Origin of the sequence: Lichenihabitans psoromatis (assembly GCF_004323635.1) — a bacterium.
Taxonomy (GTDB): Bacteria; Pseudomonadota; Alphaproteobacteria; order Rhizobiales; family Beijerinckiaceae; genus Lichenihabitans; species Lichenihabitans psoromatis.
The window spans coordinates 767,694-786,386 of the sequence record NZ_CP036515.1; the positions used below are offsets into that span (position 1 = coordinate 767,694).

Below are 18,693 nucleotides of genomic sequence, written 5' to 3' on the forward strand. Positions count from 1 at the left end.
GCACTAAGCCCATCTGGTTAAAAAGTCGGGCGCGATCGCGTCGGCACGCCAGTTTGGATCAGACGATGAGGCAGGCGGCTCCGACGAGCCCAGCGCGATGCCCGAGCGCCGCAGCCACAACCGGCACGGTTCTGTAAGCCTCGAGGGCGCGCGACGCGATGGTGCGCGCGATGCCGTCCTGCATCAGATCGAGCGCGGCGCCGAGGCCACCCCCGACGATTAGGCGTTCGGGCGAGTAGAGATGCAGGAGATTGACGAAGCCGATGCCGAGCAGGCGTGCTTCGTCGGCCAGCAGAGACAATGCGAGCAAGTCGCCGGCCCGCGCAGCCTCGACGACGTGGCGCGCCGTCATCTCGGAGCATCCGGCAAGCCGTCGCAGAACCGCACCGTCCCCTCCGTTAGCCCGCAGAGCAGCCCGCTTCCCCAGCGCCGTGCCTGATGCCAGCGCCTCCCACGCGCCGGGCGCGCCACCGAACAAGCTGTCGGTCGACTGTTCGGAGATGGTCATATGGCCGATCTCGGCCGCCATGCCGCGATGCCCCCGCAGGAGGCGACCATCCGCGATGACGCCGCCGCCGATGCCCGTGCTGACCGTGACGAACACCATGTGGTTGGTGCCCCGGCCTGCGCCGAAGCGCCACTCGCCGAGCGCCGCCGCATTGGCATCATTCTCGATCGCGACCGGCAGGCCGAGCCGCTCGCGCAGCATGGCGGCGAGCGGCACGTTCGACCAACCCTGCAGCGTGGGCGGCGCAATCACGATACCGGCCACCGGATCAAGCGGACCGGGAGCCGCGACGCCGACGCCGACAATGGCGATCAATCCCGTCTCCCATGTCACAGCCGCGACGAGATCGCCGATCTGAGTGAGGATCGCCTCCGGGCCGCCCATGCTATCGGTCCGGGTCGCGGCGAAAGCCAGGATCGCGCCGGTCTCGTCGACGACCGCGACGCGAAGATCGGTGCCGCCAAGATCGATCGCCAGCGCGCGACGGCTCATTCCGTCCTCACGGGCGCCGGTAGGCCGTGCAACCAAGCCGTCCGCGACGCGAGATCGGGCGCTCCGAAGGCCAGCGAGCCGAGCACGACGGTGTCGGCGCCCGCGGCTCGCAGCAGCGGCACGGTCGTGTCGCGGATGCCGCCGTCTGCCGCCAGGCGGATCGCCGTGTCGCGCCCCGCTTCGCGGAGCAACGCCCGAGCGGCCTTGAGGCGCGGACACGCCGTCTCCGACAGCCCCTGCCCCTTTACGCCGATCGCGGTGCCGAGCAGCGTCACGAAAGCGACGCGATCGAGCCAAGGGCGCAACGCATCGATCGGGGTTTCGACCCGAAGCACCACGCCGGCCGCGCAACCGAGATCGCGGATGAGGTCGAGTGCGTCATCGACGACCGCGCCATTTTCCGCATGAATCGTGACGAGATCCGCGCCTGCCTCGGCGAATTGCCGGATCTGGCTGAGCACGATGTCGCCCTCGACCATGAGATGCACGTGGAGCGGCTTTGAGGTCACGGTCCGGAGGCGGGCCACCTGATCGGGAAAGAACAGGAAGGATGGGGCGAAACGACCGTCGGCCACATCGACATGATAGAGGTCGGCATGTGCCTCGGTGCGGCGGAGATCCTGCTCCAGGTTGGCGAGATCGGCGGACCACAGCGAATATTCGCCAAGGATCCGCGAGCGCGGCAGGGCCTCGAGCCAACCGGCGGCGGGGTTTTGAGCAAGCGTCATGATGAGGCTCCGGTTAGGCGGCGAACCGCAAAAGAAAATCCGCCACGACGGCGCGGAAGGCGGCCACATGCGCGGCTTTTTGACCTCCCTTCGGCGGGATCTCTGCCAAACGAGCGTCGGGAATGATCTCGGCCAGGCGGCGCGCGTCGGCGAGCGGATGCGCGTGATCGACGGCATGGCCAATCACCAGGGTCGGGATCGTCAGGGCGCGCGCTTCGGCTTCGGTCACGCCAGGTCCGTCGGCCGCGATCTGATCCAACAGATCGGCCATCATGAGGGGGTTGGGTCGCTCGAAAAATTGAAGCAGCGAGGCGAGGTTGTCGGGTGCCTCGCTGGCCAGCATCGCTGCGACAGGTGAGGTCAAAAAGCGCTGCCGGGCCTCGGTTGGAGGGCCGGACCGCAGCGCCGCCGCCACGTGCCGATACGGCATCATCGTTTCCGGGCCATCGGCGAACAGCCAGGCGGGCCGTGCCAGGATCAGACCCCGCACCCGCCCCGGATGACGAATAGCGAGGCGAAGCGCGATGGCGGCCCCCATCGAGATGCCGCCGACGATGAGAGGTTGGCCCCCGATCCGCTCTTCCGCAAAGGCCCAGGCGTCATCGGCGAAAGTCTCGATCGAGAAGGGTCGAGCCGTGCCGGGGGTCGAGCCACCCTGCCCGCGACAGTCGAGGGTCAGGCGACGGATGCCCACCACATCCGGCACGTTCTCGTCGATTTGGAGGACCGAACCGCCAAGGCCATGCTGGAACAGCAAAGGCATGCCGGCGCCCTGGTCGAACCCCTGCAGCACGGCATCGTCGCGGCGGATCGTGATGGCGCTCATCGGAGACCCAACGCGGCGAGATAGGCCGCGACCTGCGGCGCCTCGGCCGCCGTCAGACCATGCGTCACGACCGGCCCGTCGAAGCCGACGGCCGAGAGCCGCTCGAAGAAATCGGCAAAATCGACCACGCCCGTTCCCGCCGTCGCAAAACGCCCATCCGGGAAGCGATCCTTGGCATGCGCCATGGCAATGGCATCGCCGGCGATGTCGATCGCGTCGGCCACGATGCGCCGTGCCTCCGCGGGTGTGGCCCGCTCAAACAAGTTGGCGGGATCGAAGACGATGCGGAGGCGCCGCGACCCCATATCGGCGATCAGCTGCCGCGCCTCGGATGCCGAGGTCACGACATTGGCCTGTTCGGGCTCGATCCCGAGATCGATCCCGTCCGCCTCGGCGATGGCGAGCGCGTGTTCCATCGCGGCGCAGAGGTCGAACCACGCATCGGGGCGGGCATTGTCGGGGTGGTGCCGCCATTGGTCGTCCGGGTCGCGCGTTCCCGTGCAGAGCGTGACGAGGGGAATGCTGAGCGATCGCGCGGCATCGACCAGCACACGCAGACAACGCAACCCGGCCTCGCGTATGGCGGGGTTGGGGTGGATCATGTTGTAGGTCGCAGATAGCGCGTCGATGCGGACACCGGTCTCGCGTGCGGCCGCCCCGATCGCCGCGATGACGGCCGGGTCGATCGCGTCCGGCATCGCCGGCAGACCGACGCAGGCCATGTTGAACTGGGTGCAGGAAAAACCTGCTTGGCGCACGGCCCGCAGCACGGTTGCGGCATCCTGGCCAGGAAAGGTTTTGGCGAAGATGCCGAGCCTCATCAGACCGCCCCGTTCATGCTCGGAACCGCGACCGCCTGGCCGGTCCGGACCGATTCGGCGATCGCCGCCATGGCCCGCACGGAGGCGAGACCATCCTCGATCGTCGCGCCGCGCTGCCGCGCGCCGGTCAGCACGGTATCGGCAAAGCCTTCGAGTTGCCGACGAAAGAAATGTCCGTCCGCGCCGAGCACCCGGCGGGTCGTCGCATCGGCCTCATGGAAGATCTCGACGTCGCTCGACTTGTAATACCAAGGATTATAGGTGCGAGCCAGGATGCTGCCGTTCTCGCCATAGAGTTGAAAGCCCTCGAACCAATCCATCCTGACCGCGACGGTGAGGTCGAGGTGGCCGAGTGTGCCATTGGCGAAGCTCGTCTCGACGAACCAGCACGACGCGCCGAAGCGCTCCGAGAGCCTGGCCCGCACCTCGGTGATCTCGCCACACAGAAACCGGGCCGTGTCGACGAGATGGCTTCCGTGCGCCAGCATATAGTAGCGGCGAAGGTCGGCTTTGGGGCTGTGGCTCGGCCTTTTTTGGGCCTCGCTTTTCAGCGCCAACGGCTGAACCGCGTCGGTCATCGTATAGCGATGCGTCGAGTCGCAGTACCACGCTTTCAGGGCAAGTTGCTGCCCCATCTCGTTATCGATGAACGCTTTAGCGGCTTCAAGGCCCGGATCGAAGCGCTTCATGTGGCCAACCTGCAGCACTCTTCCCGTGCGGCGGACGACCTCGCGCAGGCGCTCGACCTCCTCGACCGAGACGCCGATCGGCTTTTCGCACAAGACGGCCTTGCCGGCTTCGAGCGCCTTGATGGACGCCTCGACATGCCATGTATCCGAGGTGGCGATAATGACGGCGTCGACCTCTGGGTCGGCCAGCATCGCCTCGTAATCCGTGAACGTCCGGCGCGGCGCGTAATAAGCGGCGATTCGCTCGAGCAGGTCGGGCGCCGCATCGCAGATGGCATAAAGCTCGGCATTGCGAGCCTTCACGCAGGATTCGAGGTGGGCAAATTGCGCGATCGGCCCCGCTCCGAGCACTCCGATGCGAAGCTGTCGCGCGTCTTGCGCCATAAAATCCTCCTGCCGCATCGATCGCTGCCGATGCTTCTCAGGCTAGACTTGATGATGCTCTAATCGCGGTCAAGCACAAAACCGCATAATGACGCTAGAAAGCGCATCACATTTGCTGAAGCAAGCCCGAAGGAACCTTCAGCGTCGCCGCGCATAGAGTCGGCAGTTTCACTCGACCGAGACCATTGCTATGACCAAAGCCACAAAGACTCACATGATCCTCCTGGCGGGTTGTGCGTCGCTCGCGATCGGGCTGCTCGGAACGGGGGACGCTCAAGCGAACACGTCCCGCTATCATCATCGCTATCATGAGGTGCGGCTCCACCACCGACATCACGGGTTCGGTCGTCATTACGTTGCGCGCCCGCCGGTCTCTGAGACGCGACGGCCGGACTATCTCGGGACCAACACGTTGGGGGACGCGATCATCACCGGCAGCATCGGCGTGCATCGCTCGGATTTCGGCGTGATGGTGCCTGATTCGGATGGTCCCAATATGATTGCATCCGGCCGGGCGAAGGGCTCAGGTTTTGGCGCCGATGGCCTGCCGGTGGTGATCGACCAGAACTAGGCTTGCGGTGTCTCCGACGCCTGACATCGGCAATGCACGATCGGCATCGCGTTGCGATCCGGATTGAACCCCGGGCGTGGGGCCAAGGATGTCTCCTGCGTCACGACCATCGGTCCCATCTCATCCAAGCGGAGCAGCTTCCATCCCTCGGCCTGCCCGCTAACACGTCCGCCGCTCACCTGCCACACCAAGACGACCGGATGACCAATGGCCGTCGCGCCAACAGCATGGACTTCGACCGTGCGGGTGTATCCGCCATACTGAAGCTCAACGCGCCGCCCCTGGCGTAGCGCCACACAGGCAAGTGCGGCCCCGATCGTCTTGTTGTGACGCGTCACGCGTGTCCGCCCAATCCCATGTGGCTTCGATGCGAGACCTGCATCGTCGGCTAATCCCTTGCCCCGATCAACGCCGACACCGCGCGATCGATCCCCCGGACGGGGGCGTTGACCGGCCGTTCGGCCGAGCGCACTATTGGGGCTTGGTGTCGTTGAGAGGCTGGTCGTCGTGATGACCGACCCGGTTCAGCGGCCCTTCATCGACCTTATGACGCCGAATGGCGCATTCGCTCTCCGGGAGGCTTTCCATGTTCCAGCAAGCGCTCGACCAAGTTTCGAAACAAGTTCTGATCCGCGACCGCTACGACAACTTCATCGGCGGCAAATGGGTCGCCCCCGTCGAGGGACGTTACTTCGACAACCCCAGCCCGATCACCGGCAAGAAACTCTGCGAAATCCCGCGATCGTCGGCGGCCGATATCGAGCTCGCGCTCGACGCAGCCCATAAGGCGAAGGACGCCTGGGGCAAGACCTCGGCGGCCGAGCGGGCCAAGGTGCTGAACCGCATCGCCGACACGCTCGAGCAAAAGCTCGATCTCGTGGCTCTGATCGAAACGCTCGACAACGGCAAACCGATTCGCGAGACAACCCTCGCCGACCTGCCGCTCGCGGTCGATCACTTTCGCTATTTTGCTGGCGTCATCCGCGCTCAGGAAGGCAGCCTCTCCGAAATCGACAATGACACCGTCGCCTATCACTTCCGCGAGCCGCTCGGCGTCGTCGGCCAGATCATTCCGTGGAACTTCCCGCTCCTCATGGCGACATGGAAACTCGCCCCGGCCCTGGCGGCCGGCAATTGCGTTGTGCTGAAGCCCGCCGAGCAAACGCCGTTGAGCATTCTGGTGCTGATGGAATTGCTCGGCGACATCGTGCCGCCCGGCGTCATCAACGTCGTCAATGGATTTGGACTCGAAGCCGGTAAACCTTTGGCCCAAAGCAAACGCATCGCCAAGATCGCCTTCACGGGTGAGACGACGACGGGCCGCATGATCATGCAATATGCGTCTGACAATATCATCCCGGTCACGTTGGAACTCGGCGGCAAGTCGCCCAACATCTTCTTCGCCGATGTGATGGATCAAGACGACGATTTCTTCGACAAATGCCTCGAAGGCTTCTCGATGTTTGCACTCAACCAGGGCGAGGTCTGCACCTGCCCGAGCCGTGCGCTCGTCGACGCCAAGATCTACGACAAATTCATGGATCGGGCTGTCGCTCGCGTGAAGAAGATCAAGCAAGGCCACCCGCTCGACATGAGCACCATGATCGGCGCCCAAGCCTCGAACGATCAGCTTGAGAAGATCCTGTCATATTTCGACATCGGCAAGCAGGAAGGCGCCAAGGTGCTGACCGGCGGCAAGCGCGCGGATCTCGGGGGCGAACTCGGCGAAGGTTTCTACGTCGAGCCGACCATCCTCGAGGGTAACAACAAGATGCGGGTCTTCCAGGAAGAGATTTTTGGCCCCGTCGTTTCGGTCGTGCCCTTCAAGGACGAGGAAGAGGCCCTGTCGATGGCCAATGACACGCTTTATGGCCTCGGAGCCGGTGTCTGGACACGCAATGGCACACGCGCCTACCGGTTTGGACGCGCGATCCAGGCCGGCCGCGTCTGGACCAACTGTTATCATCTCTACCCGGCTCATGCGACCTTCGGGGGCTACAAGCAATCCGGGATCGGGCGTGAGAACCATCTCAAGATGATGGATCATTATCAGCAGACGAAAAACATGCTGGTCAGCTATTCGCCAAAGGCTCTCGGCTTCTTCTGACGTCGATTCAACGAGGAGGCGGTGCCGGACACCGCCTCCCGACCCAACAAGGATATGACGGGATGGTTGCGCGGGTCGAGATCACGGAGAAAGCTGCGGGAGTCTTGGAACGCCTCAAGCAACAACACGGACCGCTGTTGTTTCATCAGTCGGGCGGATGCTGCGATGGCTCCGCCCCAATGTGTTTACCGATCGGCGATTTCCGCGTGGGACCGCAAGACGTGCTAATGGGCCAGATCGGCGCCTGTAACTTCTATATGGGCGCCGCGCAGTTCGACTACTGGCGACATACGCAGTTGATCATCGACGTCGTTCCAGGCCGCGGCGCCGGATTTTCGGCCGAAGCGCCGGAAGGCGTGCGGTTTCTCACCCGCAGCCGCGTTTTCACCGACGACGAGGTGACGGAACTCGATGGGCTGGGCGAGCCGCCACGAGGCGAATGAGCCGACGCGTCAAGCTTATGCCCCGACGCTCGACGCTGGTCCCGACGGCAGCGCGAGCGAGCGCCGCATTTTCTTGACGGTCGTCGGCGAGCATCCCGTCGCCCGACTGATGTGCTGATCCGACAAATGCGGCGACTGCGTCAAAGCCGATCGAACCGCAGTGAGAAGATCGCTTTCGGGAAGAGCCGAGGCTGCAGGAGAGGCCAGCACGCCGGTCGATGGACGACGCACGGCCCTCATCGCATGCCTCTGCGCAGGCTCGACGCCTTAATCGATAGAAGAAGGTCACGACCCTCGTCGGGACGATGCTTGTGTCGAGGATCCATATGACTCATTTCCCAATCCGGCCCGCAGCGTAGCCGAAAAGCGTCGCTGGGGCGAGCGCGGGATCGAGGCGAAGCGCGACCTCCCAAGCCGCGCCGCGAATCGGGGTTACGCCTGCTCGTCGACCTCGAGCCGAGAGTGGGAATGCGCGCCATTCAGTGCCACGTTGTTGATGGCCCAGACGGCAGCCTGCGTTCGGTTGACCACTTCGGTCTTCCGCAGAATGGTCTTCAGATGGACCTTCACGGTCGCTTCGCTGATGTTACAGAGCCGAGCGATGACTTTGTTGGAATTTCCGGCCACCAAGCAGGCCAAAATCTCCAACTCCCGATCCGACAGCTTGCTGCGGCCCATGATTCTGGATTGCGCGATACGCGCATGACCCAAAGACAGATCGACCGCCTCGATTTCGGTCGAACCCTCTTTGACGATCGGACGGTGGCCCGTGTCGGTTTCTTGTTTGCCAAACCACTCGACATGCTTCTCGACTGGCTTTTCAGTGTTGATGGCCAACGGGATGCCAAAGACATATTCACCGAGACCGATCAACTTCAGGCTTGCGACCAACGCTTCGCTCGAAATCGACTTGAGAAGGACCCCTGCAACGTCAAGACGCTCCACCTGCCAGCGCCGCTCGTCCGAACACGAATCAAGGAGCACGACGGTCAAGCAGTTCGGAAAATGCTGCTTGATCTCAGCCACCATCGACATGTCTGACGCGCGATCAAGTTGGCCGGCGATCAGCAGTATAAAGCGAGAATCGACTTTAAACTTCGTCGCCTTGAGTTCGTCCAAGGTCGAATTTGAAGCCAATAAACGATAATTGGCTTCTTTAATAATAAGCGCGATGCCGTCTCTAAGGAGGCGGCTCTGCAAGCAAAGAGCAACGGGAAGAGGTTTCATCACCACCGAATCCCCAATTTGAAAACCGCTCTAATATGAGCGAGCGTTTCGAGCGTCCCAGCGGACAAATATTTATTTTGTAATTAACTCAACAGTAAAAAGCTAACTAGCAATATATATTGGAAAAAAATATGGACTTAAACTGTTTTTAATTACTCGCCGATTCAAAGTGATTCGACAACTACGTCATGTGGCTCCGGTGCCACCATTCGGTCGCCAACACCTGGAGGAAGCGGGGCACGATCTTGCTGTAGCGACCGTAGAGACGACGCGGCTCACTACACAGGCGATAGGCCCATTCCAGGCCGTTTTCGCGAATAAAGCGAGGCGCTTGCTTCTTGCTTCCCGAGAGGAAGTCGAAGGCCGCACCAACACCAATCGTCACGGGAACCTGCAATTGATCCCGGTGACGTAGCATCCACAGGTCTTGTTTCGGCGTGCTCAACCCAATCCAAAGAATGTCCGGCCGCGCCGCATTGATGGCCGCCACCATGGCGGCATCCTCCTCCGGCGTGACGGCGCGGAACGGTGGCGTGAGACATCCCACCACCTGAAGGCCCGGATTGCTGGCCGTGAGCACGTCGCGCAATCGTTCGGCGACGCCATCATTGCCGCCGAAATAGAAATGCCGCCGCCCGGGACGAACCGATGTGCCGCTCATCCGCAGCATCAGGTCGGGCCCATAGACGCGCCGCACATGGGACAGGCCGCGCAACCAGGCAACCCAGACCAGGGGCGTTCCATCCGGCGTCACAAGCCCCGCGTGCTGAAAGCTTTTTAGCAATTCGGGGTCGTCGCGGCTTTCGATGACGCCATGGGCGCCCGCGATACACACATACTGCCTGGCTCCCGCGTCGATCCAACCCTCGATCGTCGCCACGGCGACATCGGGGTCGATCGCGCTGACGGGAACGCCGAGGACGTCAAAGGTCGAAGGGGGGGTGATGACGCGATCACGATCGTGATCCGCTCCGAGAACAGCCGACATGGCGCGCATCACTCCGCTGCTTCGGCGATACGATCACGCCGGGGTTGAGACGCTGCGAGCTGCCCGGCAAAATAGGTGACGGTCCGCCGCAGACCATCTTCCACCGCCACGCGCGGCTCCCAGCCAAGAAGGGAGCGGGCGACGCCGATATCGGGGCAGCGTTGAGTCGGATCGTCCTGCGGGAGCGGGAGGCGCCTGATCGTGGCGGGGCGCCCTACCAGTTCGATCACCAATTCGGCGATCTCGAGGATCGTCAATTCGTGTGGGTTTCCAAGGTTGACCGGATGCGGGACGGAAGGGCCGCTCATCAAGGCCTCGAAGCCCGACAAAAGATCGTCGACATAACAAAGCGACCGGGTCTGCATGCCATCCCCGTAGATCGTCAGTGGCCGGCCACCGAGCGCCTGAACGATGAAATTCGAGACGACGCGGCCATCGTCCGGGTGCATGCGCGGGCCATAGGTGTTGAAGATCCGTGCGACCCTCACATCGACGCCATATTTCGTGCTGTAGTCGTAAAACAGCGCTTCGGCGCAGCGCTTGCCCTCGTCGTAGCAGGCGCGTGGCCCCCACGGATTGACGTTGCCGCGGTAGGTCTCCGGCTGCGGGGAGCATTGCGGCTCGCCATAGACTTCGCTGGTCGAGGCGTGAAAGACCCGCGCGCCGGTTCGCCGCGCCAGTTCCAAGACATTGATGGCGCCAAGCACGCAGGTTTCGGTCGTATAGACCGGGTCGATTTGATATTTTGGCGGAGACGCAGGACAGGCGAGATTGTAGATCGTGTCGGCGTCAACCCGGATCGTCGATCGGACATCGCCGATCATCAAGGTAAAGTTCGGGTCGCCAAGGAGATGCGCGACATTCTCCCGGTTGGATGTCGAGAAATTGTCGAGACAGGTGACGGTGTCGCCATTGCGAAGCAGGCGTTCGCACAGGTTGGCGCCGATGAACCCCGCCCCCCCGGTTATCAGCACATTGGACATTGCGATATTTCCCATAGGCAAACTTGCCGATGGGGCCCATATTCCGGCTGCTCGCGCGTGCAGCAATCCGCCCATACGGAGCACTACGATCGCGCAGGACATGTACCGCAACCGCGGCCATCAACACCGCTTGCGATGCCGTCCCGCGTCGGGCTTATGCCGCTCTTCCGTTGCGACACCCGGCGCGGCACGGTCGCAGGCTAAATCACCCCTGCGCGGCGACGTGAACCGCCCAATGGTGACCATGATGGCCGTGATGGTGGATCGCCCCACCGGTCGCTCCCGTTCCGTCGCTCGGGTCCGTCGCTCCGCCATCCGACGTTTGATCGCCGCTGCCCGCGGTCTCCGTTCCGGACGACGTGCTCCCCTGGTTCGGATCGATCAGCGGCGGGGTCCCGCCTCCCGACGCTGCGTCGGGCGCGGTGGTGGTGGTGGTACCGGTCGAGGTGGCCGGCGGATCCTGCAGCACAGGCTGTGGGTCCGATGCGAGCGGGGTCGAGGTGCCACTGGTGGGCGTGGTTGTGACGACCGGCGTGGACGCGGCAGTGCCCGGATCGGTCGGTGCGCCCGCGCCGCCATTCCAATCCGACAGCCAGGTCGCCGTATTCGGAAGAATAGGGCTGATGGTCGATCCCTGATCCTGTCCCGAATCTTTCTGATACTGAGCGAACGTATCGCCGACGGTCTCGTCGCCCCAACGCCAATTATCGGTCGTACCCGACGCGTTATAGGTGTTGTTGGCAAAGCTATTGCTGCCGTCCAACAGGCCCTGTTTGTCGTAATCGGCAAACCCGCCAGTCATGCCGGAGCCACTGCTGTTGACGATCGTGTTATCGTGGACGGAATTGTTGGTCGTCGTGTGCTCGCCATAAGCGCCGGAGCCACGATCCTGTTGAATCAACATGATCCCGTTCAGGCCACCCGACATATCCACTTTATTGTCGGAGACCTCGACATTTTGTGAATTCTGAATCTGGATCTGCGCGCCCCAAGGACTGCCTTCACCCTTCAGAGTGGCCCCATTTCCTTCGACCGTATTGCCGGTGATCTTTGCCGCATAGGAAATTTCATGCGTGATGCCGGCGCCGTCGTTATCGACGACGAGATTGCCGGAATAGGTCGTATTGATATTGTCGATATCGGTCCACAATCCGGGGCCATGATTGTCGTGGGAATAATTATTCTCGACCAAGAGATTGCTGGTCTGCGAGAATTTCTCACCGCCCCCTTCCCAATTGGGGTCGATGCCGGCCCAACCGCCGTTCGATGCGATGTCGTTATGATCGACGGTGATATTTGCGCCGCTTCCACCAAGGCCCATCTCGCCATTGTCGTGGACATAGTTGTCCTTGATGGTGCTGCCGTCCTGAACCTTGATGCCGACGCCGAAATTCGAGGCGACCTCGTTATTCTCGACCGTCCAGTTCTGGCCGCCCTGGATCGCGCCCTGTTGAACCGGTGAGTCAAAATGCTGGATCGTCAGGTTGCTGATCGTGACATTGGCGGCCGTGGACGCAAAGGCGGCCGAGGCGATGCCCGCCTGCACGGTGTGACCGGCAGGGTTATCACCGAGATAGACCTGTTTCGTATCGTAATCGAGGTAGAAGGTTCCGCTCTTGACGTCGGCTGTCGAGGCAACCGGTGTCAGGGGCTTGCCGTCGAGGAAAAAGGTTTCCGGGTAGCCGCCTCGTGCAGCGCCGGGGGCTGTGACGGCGGTATCGTTCCGCATGCCCTCTTGAGTCTGGCCACCCGCGACGTAGAGGCCATTTTGCTCGGTAAAGGACGTCAGCGTCCGTGATCCGTCGAGGACTGCACCGGGAGCCCCGAGAAAGGTTTGACCAGCAAGCGGCACGATCGGAGTAGTCAGATTGTGAACGCCGCCTGCGAACCAGAACGTCGCGCCAGGTCCGGCATCGTCGATGATTTGTTGGTAGTTTGCGCCCACGGGTAAGTCGATCGCGCCTGACGGCTTAGTGATCGCACTCGGTCCAAAAACATCGTTGCTCGCGACTGCCATTCATTCATCCCAGTTAATCGGATGAGGGAGCGTAAACTGGGTTTTTTGGTGAGCGCAACCTTAATATCCCAAAATGGAACTACTTACCTTAGGTCACAATAAGCCGGCATAATTGCCTCATTTTAATTTTCCTATACCTGATCGCAAGTTAGAAGATAATTTTTCAATTCCAAGACGGCTCGAATTTATTGATTTTTTTTCATTTTCCAATGTTGCTTTGTGCTGTTTAGCGCAAAGGACGTACCCCGTTCGGCTGGTCTTGCGCCCGTTATTGCCCTGCTGATTCGCGGAACTCCACGCTAATTTGAGTCGTGGCGACGCAACGAACACGCCCGATGACGTAAAGGCATTTTCTCATGATGCGACCTTCCTGGCTTCGTTCCAGCTTGCGATGCAGCGTGGCAGCCCTCGTTGGTCCACATCCGGCGCGGCGTTTCGTCATGTCGGTGGCCCTCGCGGCGCTGACCAGCGGCGTCCTTGCATCGGCGGCCTTGGCGGACGATCCTTATTATCTCTCGCCGGGCGACCGGGTCGGCATCACGGTGTTTGACCAGCCGGACCTTTCCGGGACCTATGTGGTCGAGCCCAACGGCGAGATCGAACTGCCTTTGCTCGGACCTTTGAACGTCACCACGCTCACGTCGCGGGAGTTGCAGGCGCAGCTTGTGGCCCGGTTTAGTGATGGCTACCTGCAACACCCCGTGATCAACGTGAGATTGTCAGAGTTGCGTCCCCTGACGATCGTCGGTGAGGTGCGCGGGGCCGGTCGTTACGCCTTCATCGATGGAATGACGGTCGAAACCGCGATGGCTTTGGCGGGCGGTAGCCTCAGGATCACGGGCGAGGAGACGGCTCAGCGGATCGAATTGCTCCGAACAGACGAGCGGCTTCGAGCCTTGATCCTGACGGATCTGTCGCAGCGTGTCCGAAAAGCGCGGCTCGAGGCGCAGGTCAAAAACGCCACAACGTTCACGGTTCAGAACAATGATCCGCAAAACGACGAGACCATCAAGCGTCTAAGCGCGGGCGAGCAAGGGATTTTCGACGCGGAGGTGAAATCTCAGGCGAGCCAAGTCGCGCTTCTGACTCAACAGATGCATTCGATCGAGGTCGATATCCAATCCTTCGAGCAACAGGTGACGCTCGAAAAGGAGCAGGTCGACATCATCGACCACCAAGTCGCCGATGTCAGTGGGCTTCTGGTCAACGGTCTGACGCGGCGTTCGCCGGTGCAGGACCTCCAGCGCGAACGGTCCCGAACCCAGTCGAGTTTATCGCGCGTGACGGGGGATCTGGCGCGGGCGAAATCGACCCTGGCCGAAGCCAACCTGAAGCTTCAGGATATCGGGAACGCCTATCGCAATCGGCTCGCGGCCGACCTCGTCAACGTCCAACTCACGATCGATACGACCGAAAGTGCTCTTCCTTTGGTGCGCGAGGATCTTCGCTTGCGGAAGGAACGCTTGCCCTTCGCGCTCAAGGACGACGACAACAAAGCGCTCGTGCTGCGGGTTTCCCGCTACCGCAAGGGCGTGATGGAAACCTTCGACGCCGACCCGAGCACGCCGGTTCGCCCCGGGGATATTCTGCAGGTCGGCACCGGATCCGGCGGTGTCATGGCTCTGCCCGGACGGCTGAGCGAACCGAGTGCAGCGGCACAAGATGCTGCGCCCCCAACGTTTGGCCGGTCGAGCAGCGCCGATAATCCGGCACGGACCGCGATGGGGAACGATCTCCTGAGCCAGCGCTGACCGATGCGGTGGACTCACGCGTCGACGACCCGTTTTGGCGCCATTGCGACAGCGTCTTTGCTCTTCGCATCCGCCACGGGCGTCGGAAGCGCCGATACCGCACCTATTCCCAGCGACCCGGCTCCTCCAGATGTTTCGCAAGCCGGGCCCCGGCCTATCCATTGTCCGTCGCCGGCCGTCCGCATCGAGCCGGGTCAATCGATCCAGGCCGTCGTCGATCGGCAAGGTCCGGGAACGGTCTTCTGCATCGCGGCGGGCCGCTATCGCGCCCAAACGATTGCGCCCAAGGATGGCCAAGCTTTTTATGGCGAAGCCGGCGCGGTGCTCGACGGAACATTACCGCTCACCGACTTCCGGCAGGTCGGAAACCTCTGGTCGGTGCCCAGCAGGGCTCCGCCGTTCGAGCCGCTCGCCAAGGTCTCCTATCGAAGATGCCTGACCTCCGTGCCGCTCTGCGAACACCCGGAGGTCGTTTGGCTCGATGATGTCGCGCTCGTTCGTGTCGAGACGCGAGCGGCGCTGAAGCCAGGCAGCTTCCTGATCGACGATGCGGGCCGCGTCGTGATCGCCGATGATCCAACCGGGCATCAAGTGTCCGAGACGGCGGCACGCTACGCGTTTCTCAGTAACCATGCCCGCGATGTCGTCGTGTCCGATTTCACGGTCCAACGGTATGGAAACCCGCCGCAACGCGGGGCGATCTTCGACGACCAGAACCGTGGCTCGACGGGTTGGACGATCCAGCACAACGACGTGCGCGAGAATAGCGGGCTCGGCATTCTAACGGGTCCGAGCTCTCGCATCCTCGACAACCGCGTCGATCACAACGGCCAGCTCGGGATCAGCGCGACGCTGCAGAATGGTCTCATCGACGGCAACGAAATTTCTGGAAACAACACGAGGGGCTTCGATCCGGGCTGGGAGGGCGGCGGTCTAAAGGCGGCCGTCACCACCAATCTGGTGATCCGACGCAATGTCGCCCGTCGCAATCATGGCCCCGGTCTGTGGTGCGACATCGAATGCCACAACACGCTTTATGAAAACAACCTCGTCGAAGACAATGATGGCGCAGGCATCTTTCACGAGATCAGCTACGCGGCCACGATTCGCAACAACATCTCGCGACGCAACGGTGTCGCCGATCAGAGTTGGTATTGGGGCGCCAATATTCTGATCGCGGCCTCGCAGGATGTGACGGTCGAGCATAATCTCGTCGTTGTGTCGGAGGGAGGAACCGGCATCGCTCTGATCGATCAAGGCCGTCCGCGCGATAATGGAGGGCTCTACAAGACCATGGGAAACCGGATCGAAGCCAATGTGGTCCGTTTCACCGGGTCGAAGGACGCTCGCATGGGTGGGGTAAGCGACGTGGCTCGCGGTTCGCCGAATGATCACATGATCGAGAACGGGCATAACCTCTTTACCGGAAATGTTTACGTCGTGCCGCCTCACTGCGAGGTCTCTTTTGGTTGGGGTCGACAAACCGTCGATCTGCCGGCCTTTCAGGCTCTCGGGCAGGATGTGACCTCGACGGTCGTCACGCAAAACGGCGGCTGATCTGGTCGCCGATCGCCTTAATGGGCCGCAGGCGAAGCAGGGTCAAAGGTAGGATCAAGGCAAGATGCCATGATTTTGGCGATCGCCTCTTCCGAACAGATCGCATTCCACCATTCCAGTGTCTTGAGGTGGAGGCCGAGAAGGCTACCCGGATCGGCCAGCAACCCATCGACTGTTTCTTCGAGATCATGCCAATCGTCGATCTGGATCGCCGGACATTGTTCGTAGAACCAGTGTGGCGGGAGGCGATCGCAGATGATCACGCAACCCTGTCGCATGGCTTCGAAGAAGCGATATGTTTCGACCGAGGACCCGCGCGGGGCAAGACAGATTTTCGTTTCGGCCATCAGCTCGGAATAGCGGTGCCCATCCGACAAAATACTGTCGTCGAATGATTCGGTACTGCCCAGATAAACAAGGTTCGGCATCCGGGCTGCCAAAGCCTGCAAACCGTCGACCATCACGCTCCGCGCGATACTCTTCGGCGTTCCCAGCCAGGCTTGTGGCGATAGAGGACTATATCGCCTCTGTTCCACGCTGCCGAGAAACGAAACGACATAGCGTCTCGCGTCGAAGCGTCGAACCGGCACATCGGTCTGCCGGGCGTAGCCGAGCGGCATCACGAGCCGGTTCGGTCCCGGTCGCAAATGTCGATTCCGCGTTGCGGCGCGGGCGTAATGACCGGCCCAATTCACCGCATCTTTCATGAATTTCAGCATCGTGACGAGCGACTTGCCACGCAACGTCGGGCTGAGCCACGGCCAAAATCCGTAATTCTTGAAAACGAACCGCACGCGATTGAGATAATGCGGCATTGCACAATATTCGTCGAGTAACAAAAGAGCGACGACATGCTCGCCATAAGACGGCAAATCGGGGATCTGCTGAAAATCCCAAACGACGTAGAAGGTCAGACCACTGAGAGCAGTCGCGGCTTCGATCCACTGGAAAATCCGGACCCAGTAGGTGAGATAGACATGATTAAAAGGATCATGATGATTAAAAATGTCGAGTTCGATTGGTTCGCGACCAACCGTGCAAAGGATGTAGGTGCATCGGTTGGGTGGAACCATGGTCTCAGCCTTGCGGCTCGATGGCCGACCCGTGCGGCAGGCCCGCGACCCGCGCCGCACCGTCGCCGCCGACGCCGGTCTGGTCGAGAGTCAGTTTTACAGCCTTGAAGCGAAACTGGAGCTTGCCTCGCACGCCATTCGCAGCATCGAGCAATGCGCGGCGCGGATCACGTGCGACTTGTTGCAGAAATCGCGGTGCTTTGAGGTAAAGCGCTTTCAGGCGCGGCTTGAGATGTTGGAAGTAACCAAGAACAAGATGACCCTTCAGGCTCGTGGCGACGCCATAGGTGTGGACCGGCACCGCTTCGGCCGCCCATTCGGTCTTGTGAGGCTGCGCCGGAGGCAGGAAGTCGAATGTCGTAATCTCCGGGTCGCCGTCCTCGAACAGCCGCCACAGCAGAATTCGACCTGGCCCATGGGCCGAAAACGATGCGTCGTAGCTCTGGATCATCGAGTAATAGTGACCTTTTTCAGTGGCTCCGATCTCGATCGCCGTGACTTTTCCGCCGACCCGAATCTGGCGCATGACAAAATTGCCGCTGCTCGCGAGGGCCAGGAGCGTGGCTTCGTTCGCCGGATGTTCATAGCCAGCGCTCCGCACGCCGCGCGCCTTCGACCAATCGTGCTTCAATGCGAGCGCGAGCTTCAGGGCAGCGACCTGGCCGCTGGGCGGGACCGTCTCGAACACGACGGGTCCACGCTTGCTCAATTGCTTGAGGTGGCGGCGAAGAGCGTTCACGCTTCGCCCACTGCGCTGCCGACGGCTGCCGTCGGCAGCGGCGCAGAGGTTGAGATAGGGCGCCACGCCGGTCGCCACGCGGTGCCCGTCGAGCCAGTGAGCCCCATAGCGCTGCAGCTCCGATCCTTCTCGGACGTTTCGGAGATGAACGAGGTCGACACCCGGCTGCGCCAGCACCAAAGCCCAAGCGATGCCGATCCAATCGGCGGCCTTAGATGAATGTTCGACCAACAGATCGCAATATTGCGTCGCCGGCTCGGCCAGAGCGTGCAAAACCGAAAAAGGACCCAGACGCCGCACCGCCAGTGGCCAGATCAAGACGAGGCGGCCGAAATCATAGACCGCGATGATCCTCACGTCTTCCGGCCGGCCAGCCGCCGCACAGGCCGCCACCCAGGCGGCACACCACTGCGGCGCCTGATAAAAGGCCGCATAGGTCACGCGAGAATGGAGATCGATCCAAGCGTCGAGGATCTCACCTGGGTCTTGGATCAAAGAGGCGCGCGGCCGATCGAACGGATCGACACGATCAAGCGTCAGCGACACCGACACAAACTCCAAATCGCGCCTCTCGGCGGTGTTTAGCACATCGGTCATGATCACTCTGTCATGCAGGAGGGAAGGCAGACTGGTGTTCGGAACTGAACTGCGGACTCGGGAACCCGTCGGATCGCGTCATGAGCACTCTGCCTGCAGCGCGCCTCTTCCAGCCGGCATGACGTCCTGGCGGCGCTCGGCCGAACCAGGGTCAGCCGCCTGCGGCTCTGCAATACCATCAGGGTCGGACGC

Annotated in this window: 17 protein-coding genes; 5 read left to right on the forward strand and 12 right to left on the reverse strand. The window is 61.7% G+C overall.

The annotated features are described in order from the left end of the window. Nucleotides 1-58 precede the first annotated feature (58 nt). Genes EY713_RS03585 through EY713_RS03605 form a run of 5 tightly spaced genes read right to left on the reverse strand, consistent with a single transcriptional unit; the run spans nucleotide 59 to nucleotide 4,448 of the window. A complete protein-coding gene (locus EY713_RS03585) occupies nucleotides 59-1,000 on the reverse strand; it encodes an ROK family protein (protein ID WP_131113599.1) in 942 nt (313 codons plus the stop codon). Beyond that, the gene (locus EY713_RS03590) at nucleotides 997-1,728 is read right to left on the reverse strand and encodes a ribulose-phosphate 3-epimerase (protein WP_131113600.1); all 732 of its coding nucleotides are present in this window, start codon (nucleotides 1,726-1,728) and stop codon (nucleotides 997-999) included. Before EY713_RS03590 ends, EY713_RS03585 begins: the two co-directional genes overlap by 4 nt. 13 nt (nucleotides 1,729-1,741) lie before the next feature. Next, nucleotides 1,742-2,554, reverse strand: coding sequence for an alpha/beta fold hydrolase (locus EY713_RS03595; protein ID WP_131113601.1), 813 nt, complete (start codon nucleotides 2,552-2,554; stop codon nucleotides 1,742-1,744). After that, the gene (locus EY713_RS03600; protein ID WP_131113602.1) at nucleotides 2,551-3,375 is read right to left on the reverse strand and encodes a sugar phosphate isomerase/epimerase family protein; all 825 of its coding nucleotides are present in this window, start codon (nucleotides 3,373-3,375) and stop codon (nucleotides 2,551-2,553) included. The genes EY713_RS03595 and EY713_RS03600 overlap by 4 nt, the downstream gene beginning before the upstream one ends. After that, nucleotides 3,375-4,448, reverse strand: a complete 1,074-nt coding sequence (locus tag EY713_RS03605; protein WP_131113603.1) for a Gfo/Idh/MocA family protein — start codon at nucleotides 4,446-4,448, stop codon at nucleotides 3,375-3,377. The genes EY713_RS03600 and EY713_RS03605 overlap by 1 nt, the downstream gene beginning before the upstream one ends. Before the next feature lie 190 nt (nucleotides 4,449-4,638). On the opposite strand from EY713_RS03605, the gene EY713_RS03610 reads away from it, so the two are divergent. Further along, nucleotides 4,639-5,019, forward strand: a complete 381-nt coding sequence (locus EY713_RS03610) for a hypothetical protein (RefSeq protein WP_131113604.1) — start codon at nucleotides 4,639-4,641, stop codon at nucleotides 5,017-5,019. Here the strand turns inward: EY713_RS03610 and EY713_RS03615 are convergent. Next, on the reverse strand, nucleotides 5,016-5,357 hold the full coding sequence (locus EY713_RS03615; RefSeq protein WP_177525400.1) for a hypothetical protein: 342 nt from the start codon (nucleotides 5,355-5,357) through the stop codon (nucleotides 5,016-5,018). The two genes, EY713_RS03610 and EY713_RS03615, sit on opposite strands and share 4 nt — an antisense overlap. A gap of 248 nt (nucleotides 5,358-5,605) precedes the next feature. Between EY713_RS03615 and adh the strand changes: the two genes are divergently transcribed. Then, on the forward strand, nucleotides 5,606-7,126 hold the full coding sequence (adh, locus tag EY713_RS03620) for an aldehyde dehydrogenase (RefSeq protein ID WP_131113605.1): 1,521 nt from the start codon (nucleotides 5,606-5,608) through the stop codon (nucleotides 7,124-7,126). A 62-nt stretch (nucleotides 7,127-7,188) separates the two neighbouring features. Further along, on the forward strand, nucleotides 7,189-7,569 hold the full coding sequence (locus EY713_RS03625) for a DUF779 domain-containing protein (RefSeq protein ID WP_131113606.1): 381 nt from the start codon (nucleotides 7,189-7,191) through the stop codon (nucleotides 7,567-7,569). Nucleotides 7,570-8,001: 432 nt separating this feature from the next. Here the strand turns inward: EY713_RS03625 and EY713_RS03630 are convergent, their stop codons facing one another. The 4 genes from EY713_RS03630 to EY713_RS03645 form a co-directional block, all read right to left on the reverse strand. Continuing rightward, complete coding sequence (locus EY713_RS03630; protein WP_245504198.1) at nucleotides 8,002-8,796, reverse strand: response regulator transcription factor; 795 nt, start codon at nucleotides 8,794-8,796, stop codon at nucleotides 8,002-8,004. Nucleotides 8,797-8,977: 181 nt separating this feature from the next. Continuing rightward, the gene (locus EY713_RS03635) at nucleotides 8,978-9,784 is read right to left on the reverse strand and encodes a WecB/TagA/CpsF family glycosyltransferase (protein ID WP_131113607.1); all 807 of its coding nucleotides are present in this window, start codon (nucleotides 9,782-9,784) and stop codon (nucleotides 8,978-8,980) included. An 8-nt stretch (nucleotides 9,785-9,792) separates the two neighbouring features. Next, the gene (locus tag EY713_RS03640) at nucleotides 9,793-10,782 is read right to left on the reverse strand and encodes a UDP-glucuronic acid decarboxylase family protein (RefSeq protein ID WP_131113608.1); all 990 of its coding nucleotides are present in this window, start codon (nucleotides 10,780-10,782) and stop codon (nucleotides 9,793-9,795) included. A gap of 190 nt (nucleotides 10,783-10,972) precedes the next feature. Then, on the reverse strand, nucleotides 10,973-12,784 hold the full coding sequence (locus EY713_RS03645; RefSeq protein ID WP_131113609.1) for a right-handed parallel beta-helix repeat-containing protein: 1,812 nt from the start codon (nucleotides 12,782-12,784) through the stop codon (nucleotides 10,973-10,975). Nucleotides 12,785-13,182: 398 nt separating this feature from the next. Here EY713_RS03645 and EY713_RS03650 point away from each other — a divergent pair, with 398 nt between their 5' ends. Further along, on the forward strand, nucleotides 13,183-14,535 hold the full coding sequence (locus tag EY713_RS03650; RefSeq protein WP_165491017.1) for a polysaccharide biosynthesis/export family protein: 1,353 nt from the start codon (nucleotides 13,183-13,185) through the stop codon (nucleotides 14,533-14,535). A 3-nt stretch (nucleotides 14,536-14,538) separates the two neighbouring features. Then, nucleotides 14,539-16,092, forward strand: a complete 1,554-nt coding sequence (locus EY713_RS03655; RefSeq protein WP_131113611.1) for a right-handed parallel beta-helix repeat-containing protein — start codon at nucleotides 14,539-14,541, stop codon at nucleotides 16,090-16,092. Between the two features lie 17 nt (nucleotides 16,093-16,109). On the opposite strand, the gene EY713_RS03660 is transcribed toward EY713_RS03655, so the two are convergent. Together EY713_RS03660 and EY713_RS03665 are read right to left on the reverse strand one after the other, a co-directional pair. Beyond that, nucleotides 16,110-17,165 carry a glycosyltransferase gene (locus tag EY713_RS03660; RefSeq protein WP_131113612.1) on the reverse strand — a complete coding sequence of 352 codons (1,056 nt, stop codon included), beginning with the start codon at nucleotides 17,163-17,165 and terminating at the stop codon, nucleotides 16,110-16,112. A gap of 4 nt (nucleotides 17,166-17,169) precedes the next feature. Beyond that, nucleotides 17,170-18,501: a GNAT family N-acetyltransferase gene (locus tag EY713_RS03665; RefSeq protein ID WP_131113613.1), complete on the reverse strand. Its 1,332-nt coding sequence runs from the start codon at nucleotides 18,499-18,501 to the stop codon at nucleotides 17,170-17,172. Nucleotides 18,502-18,693: the final 192 nt, after the last annotated feature.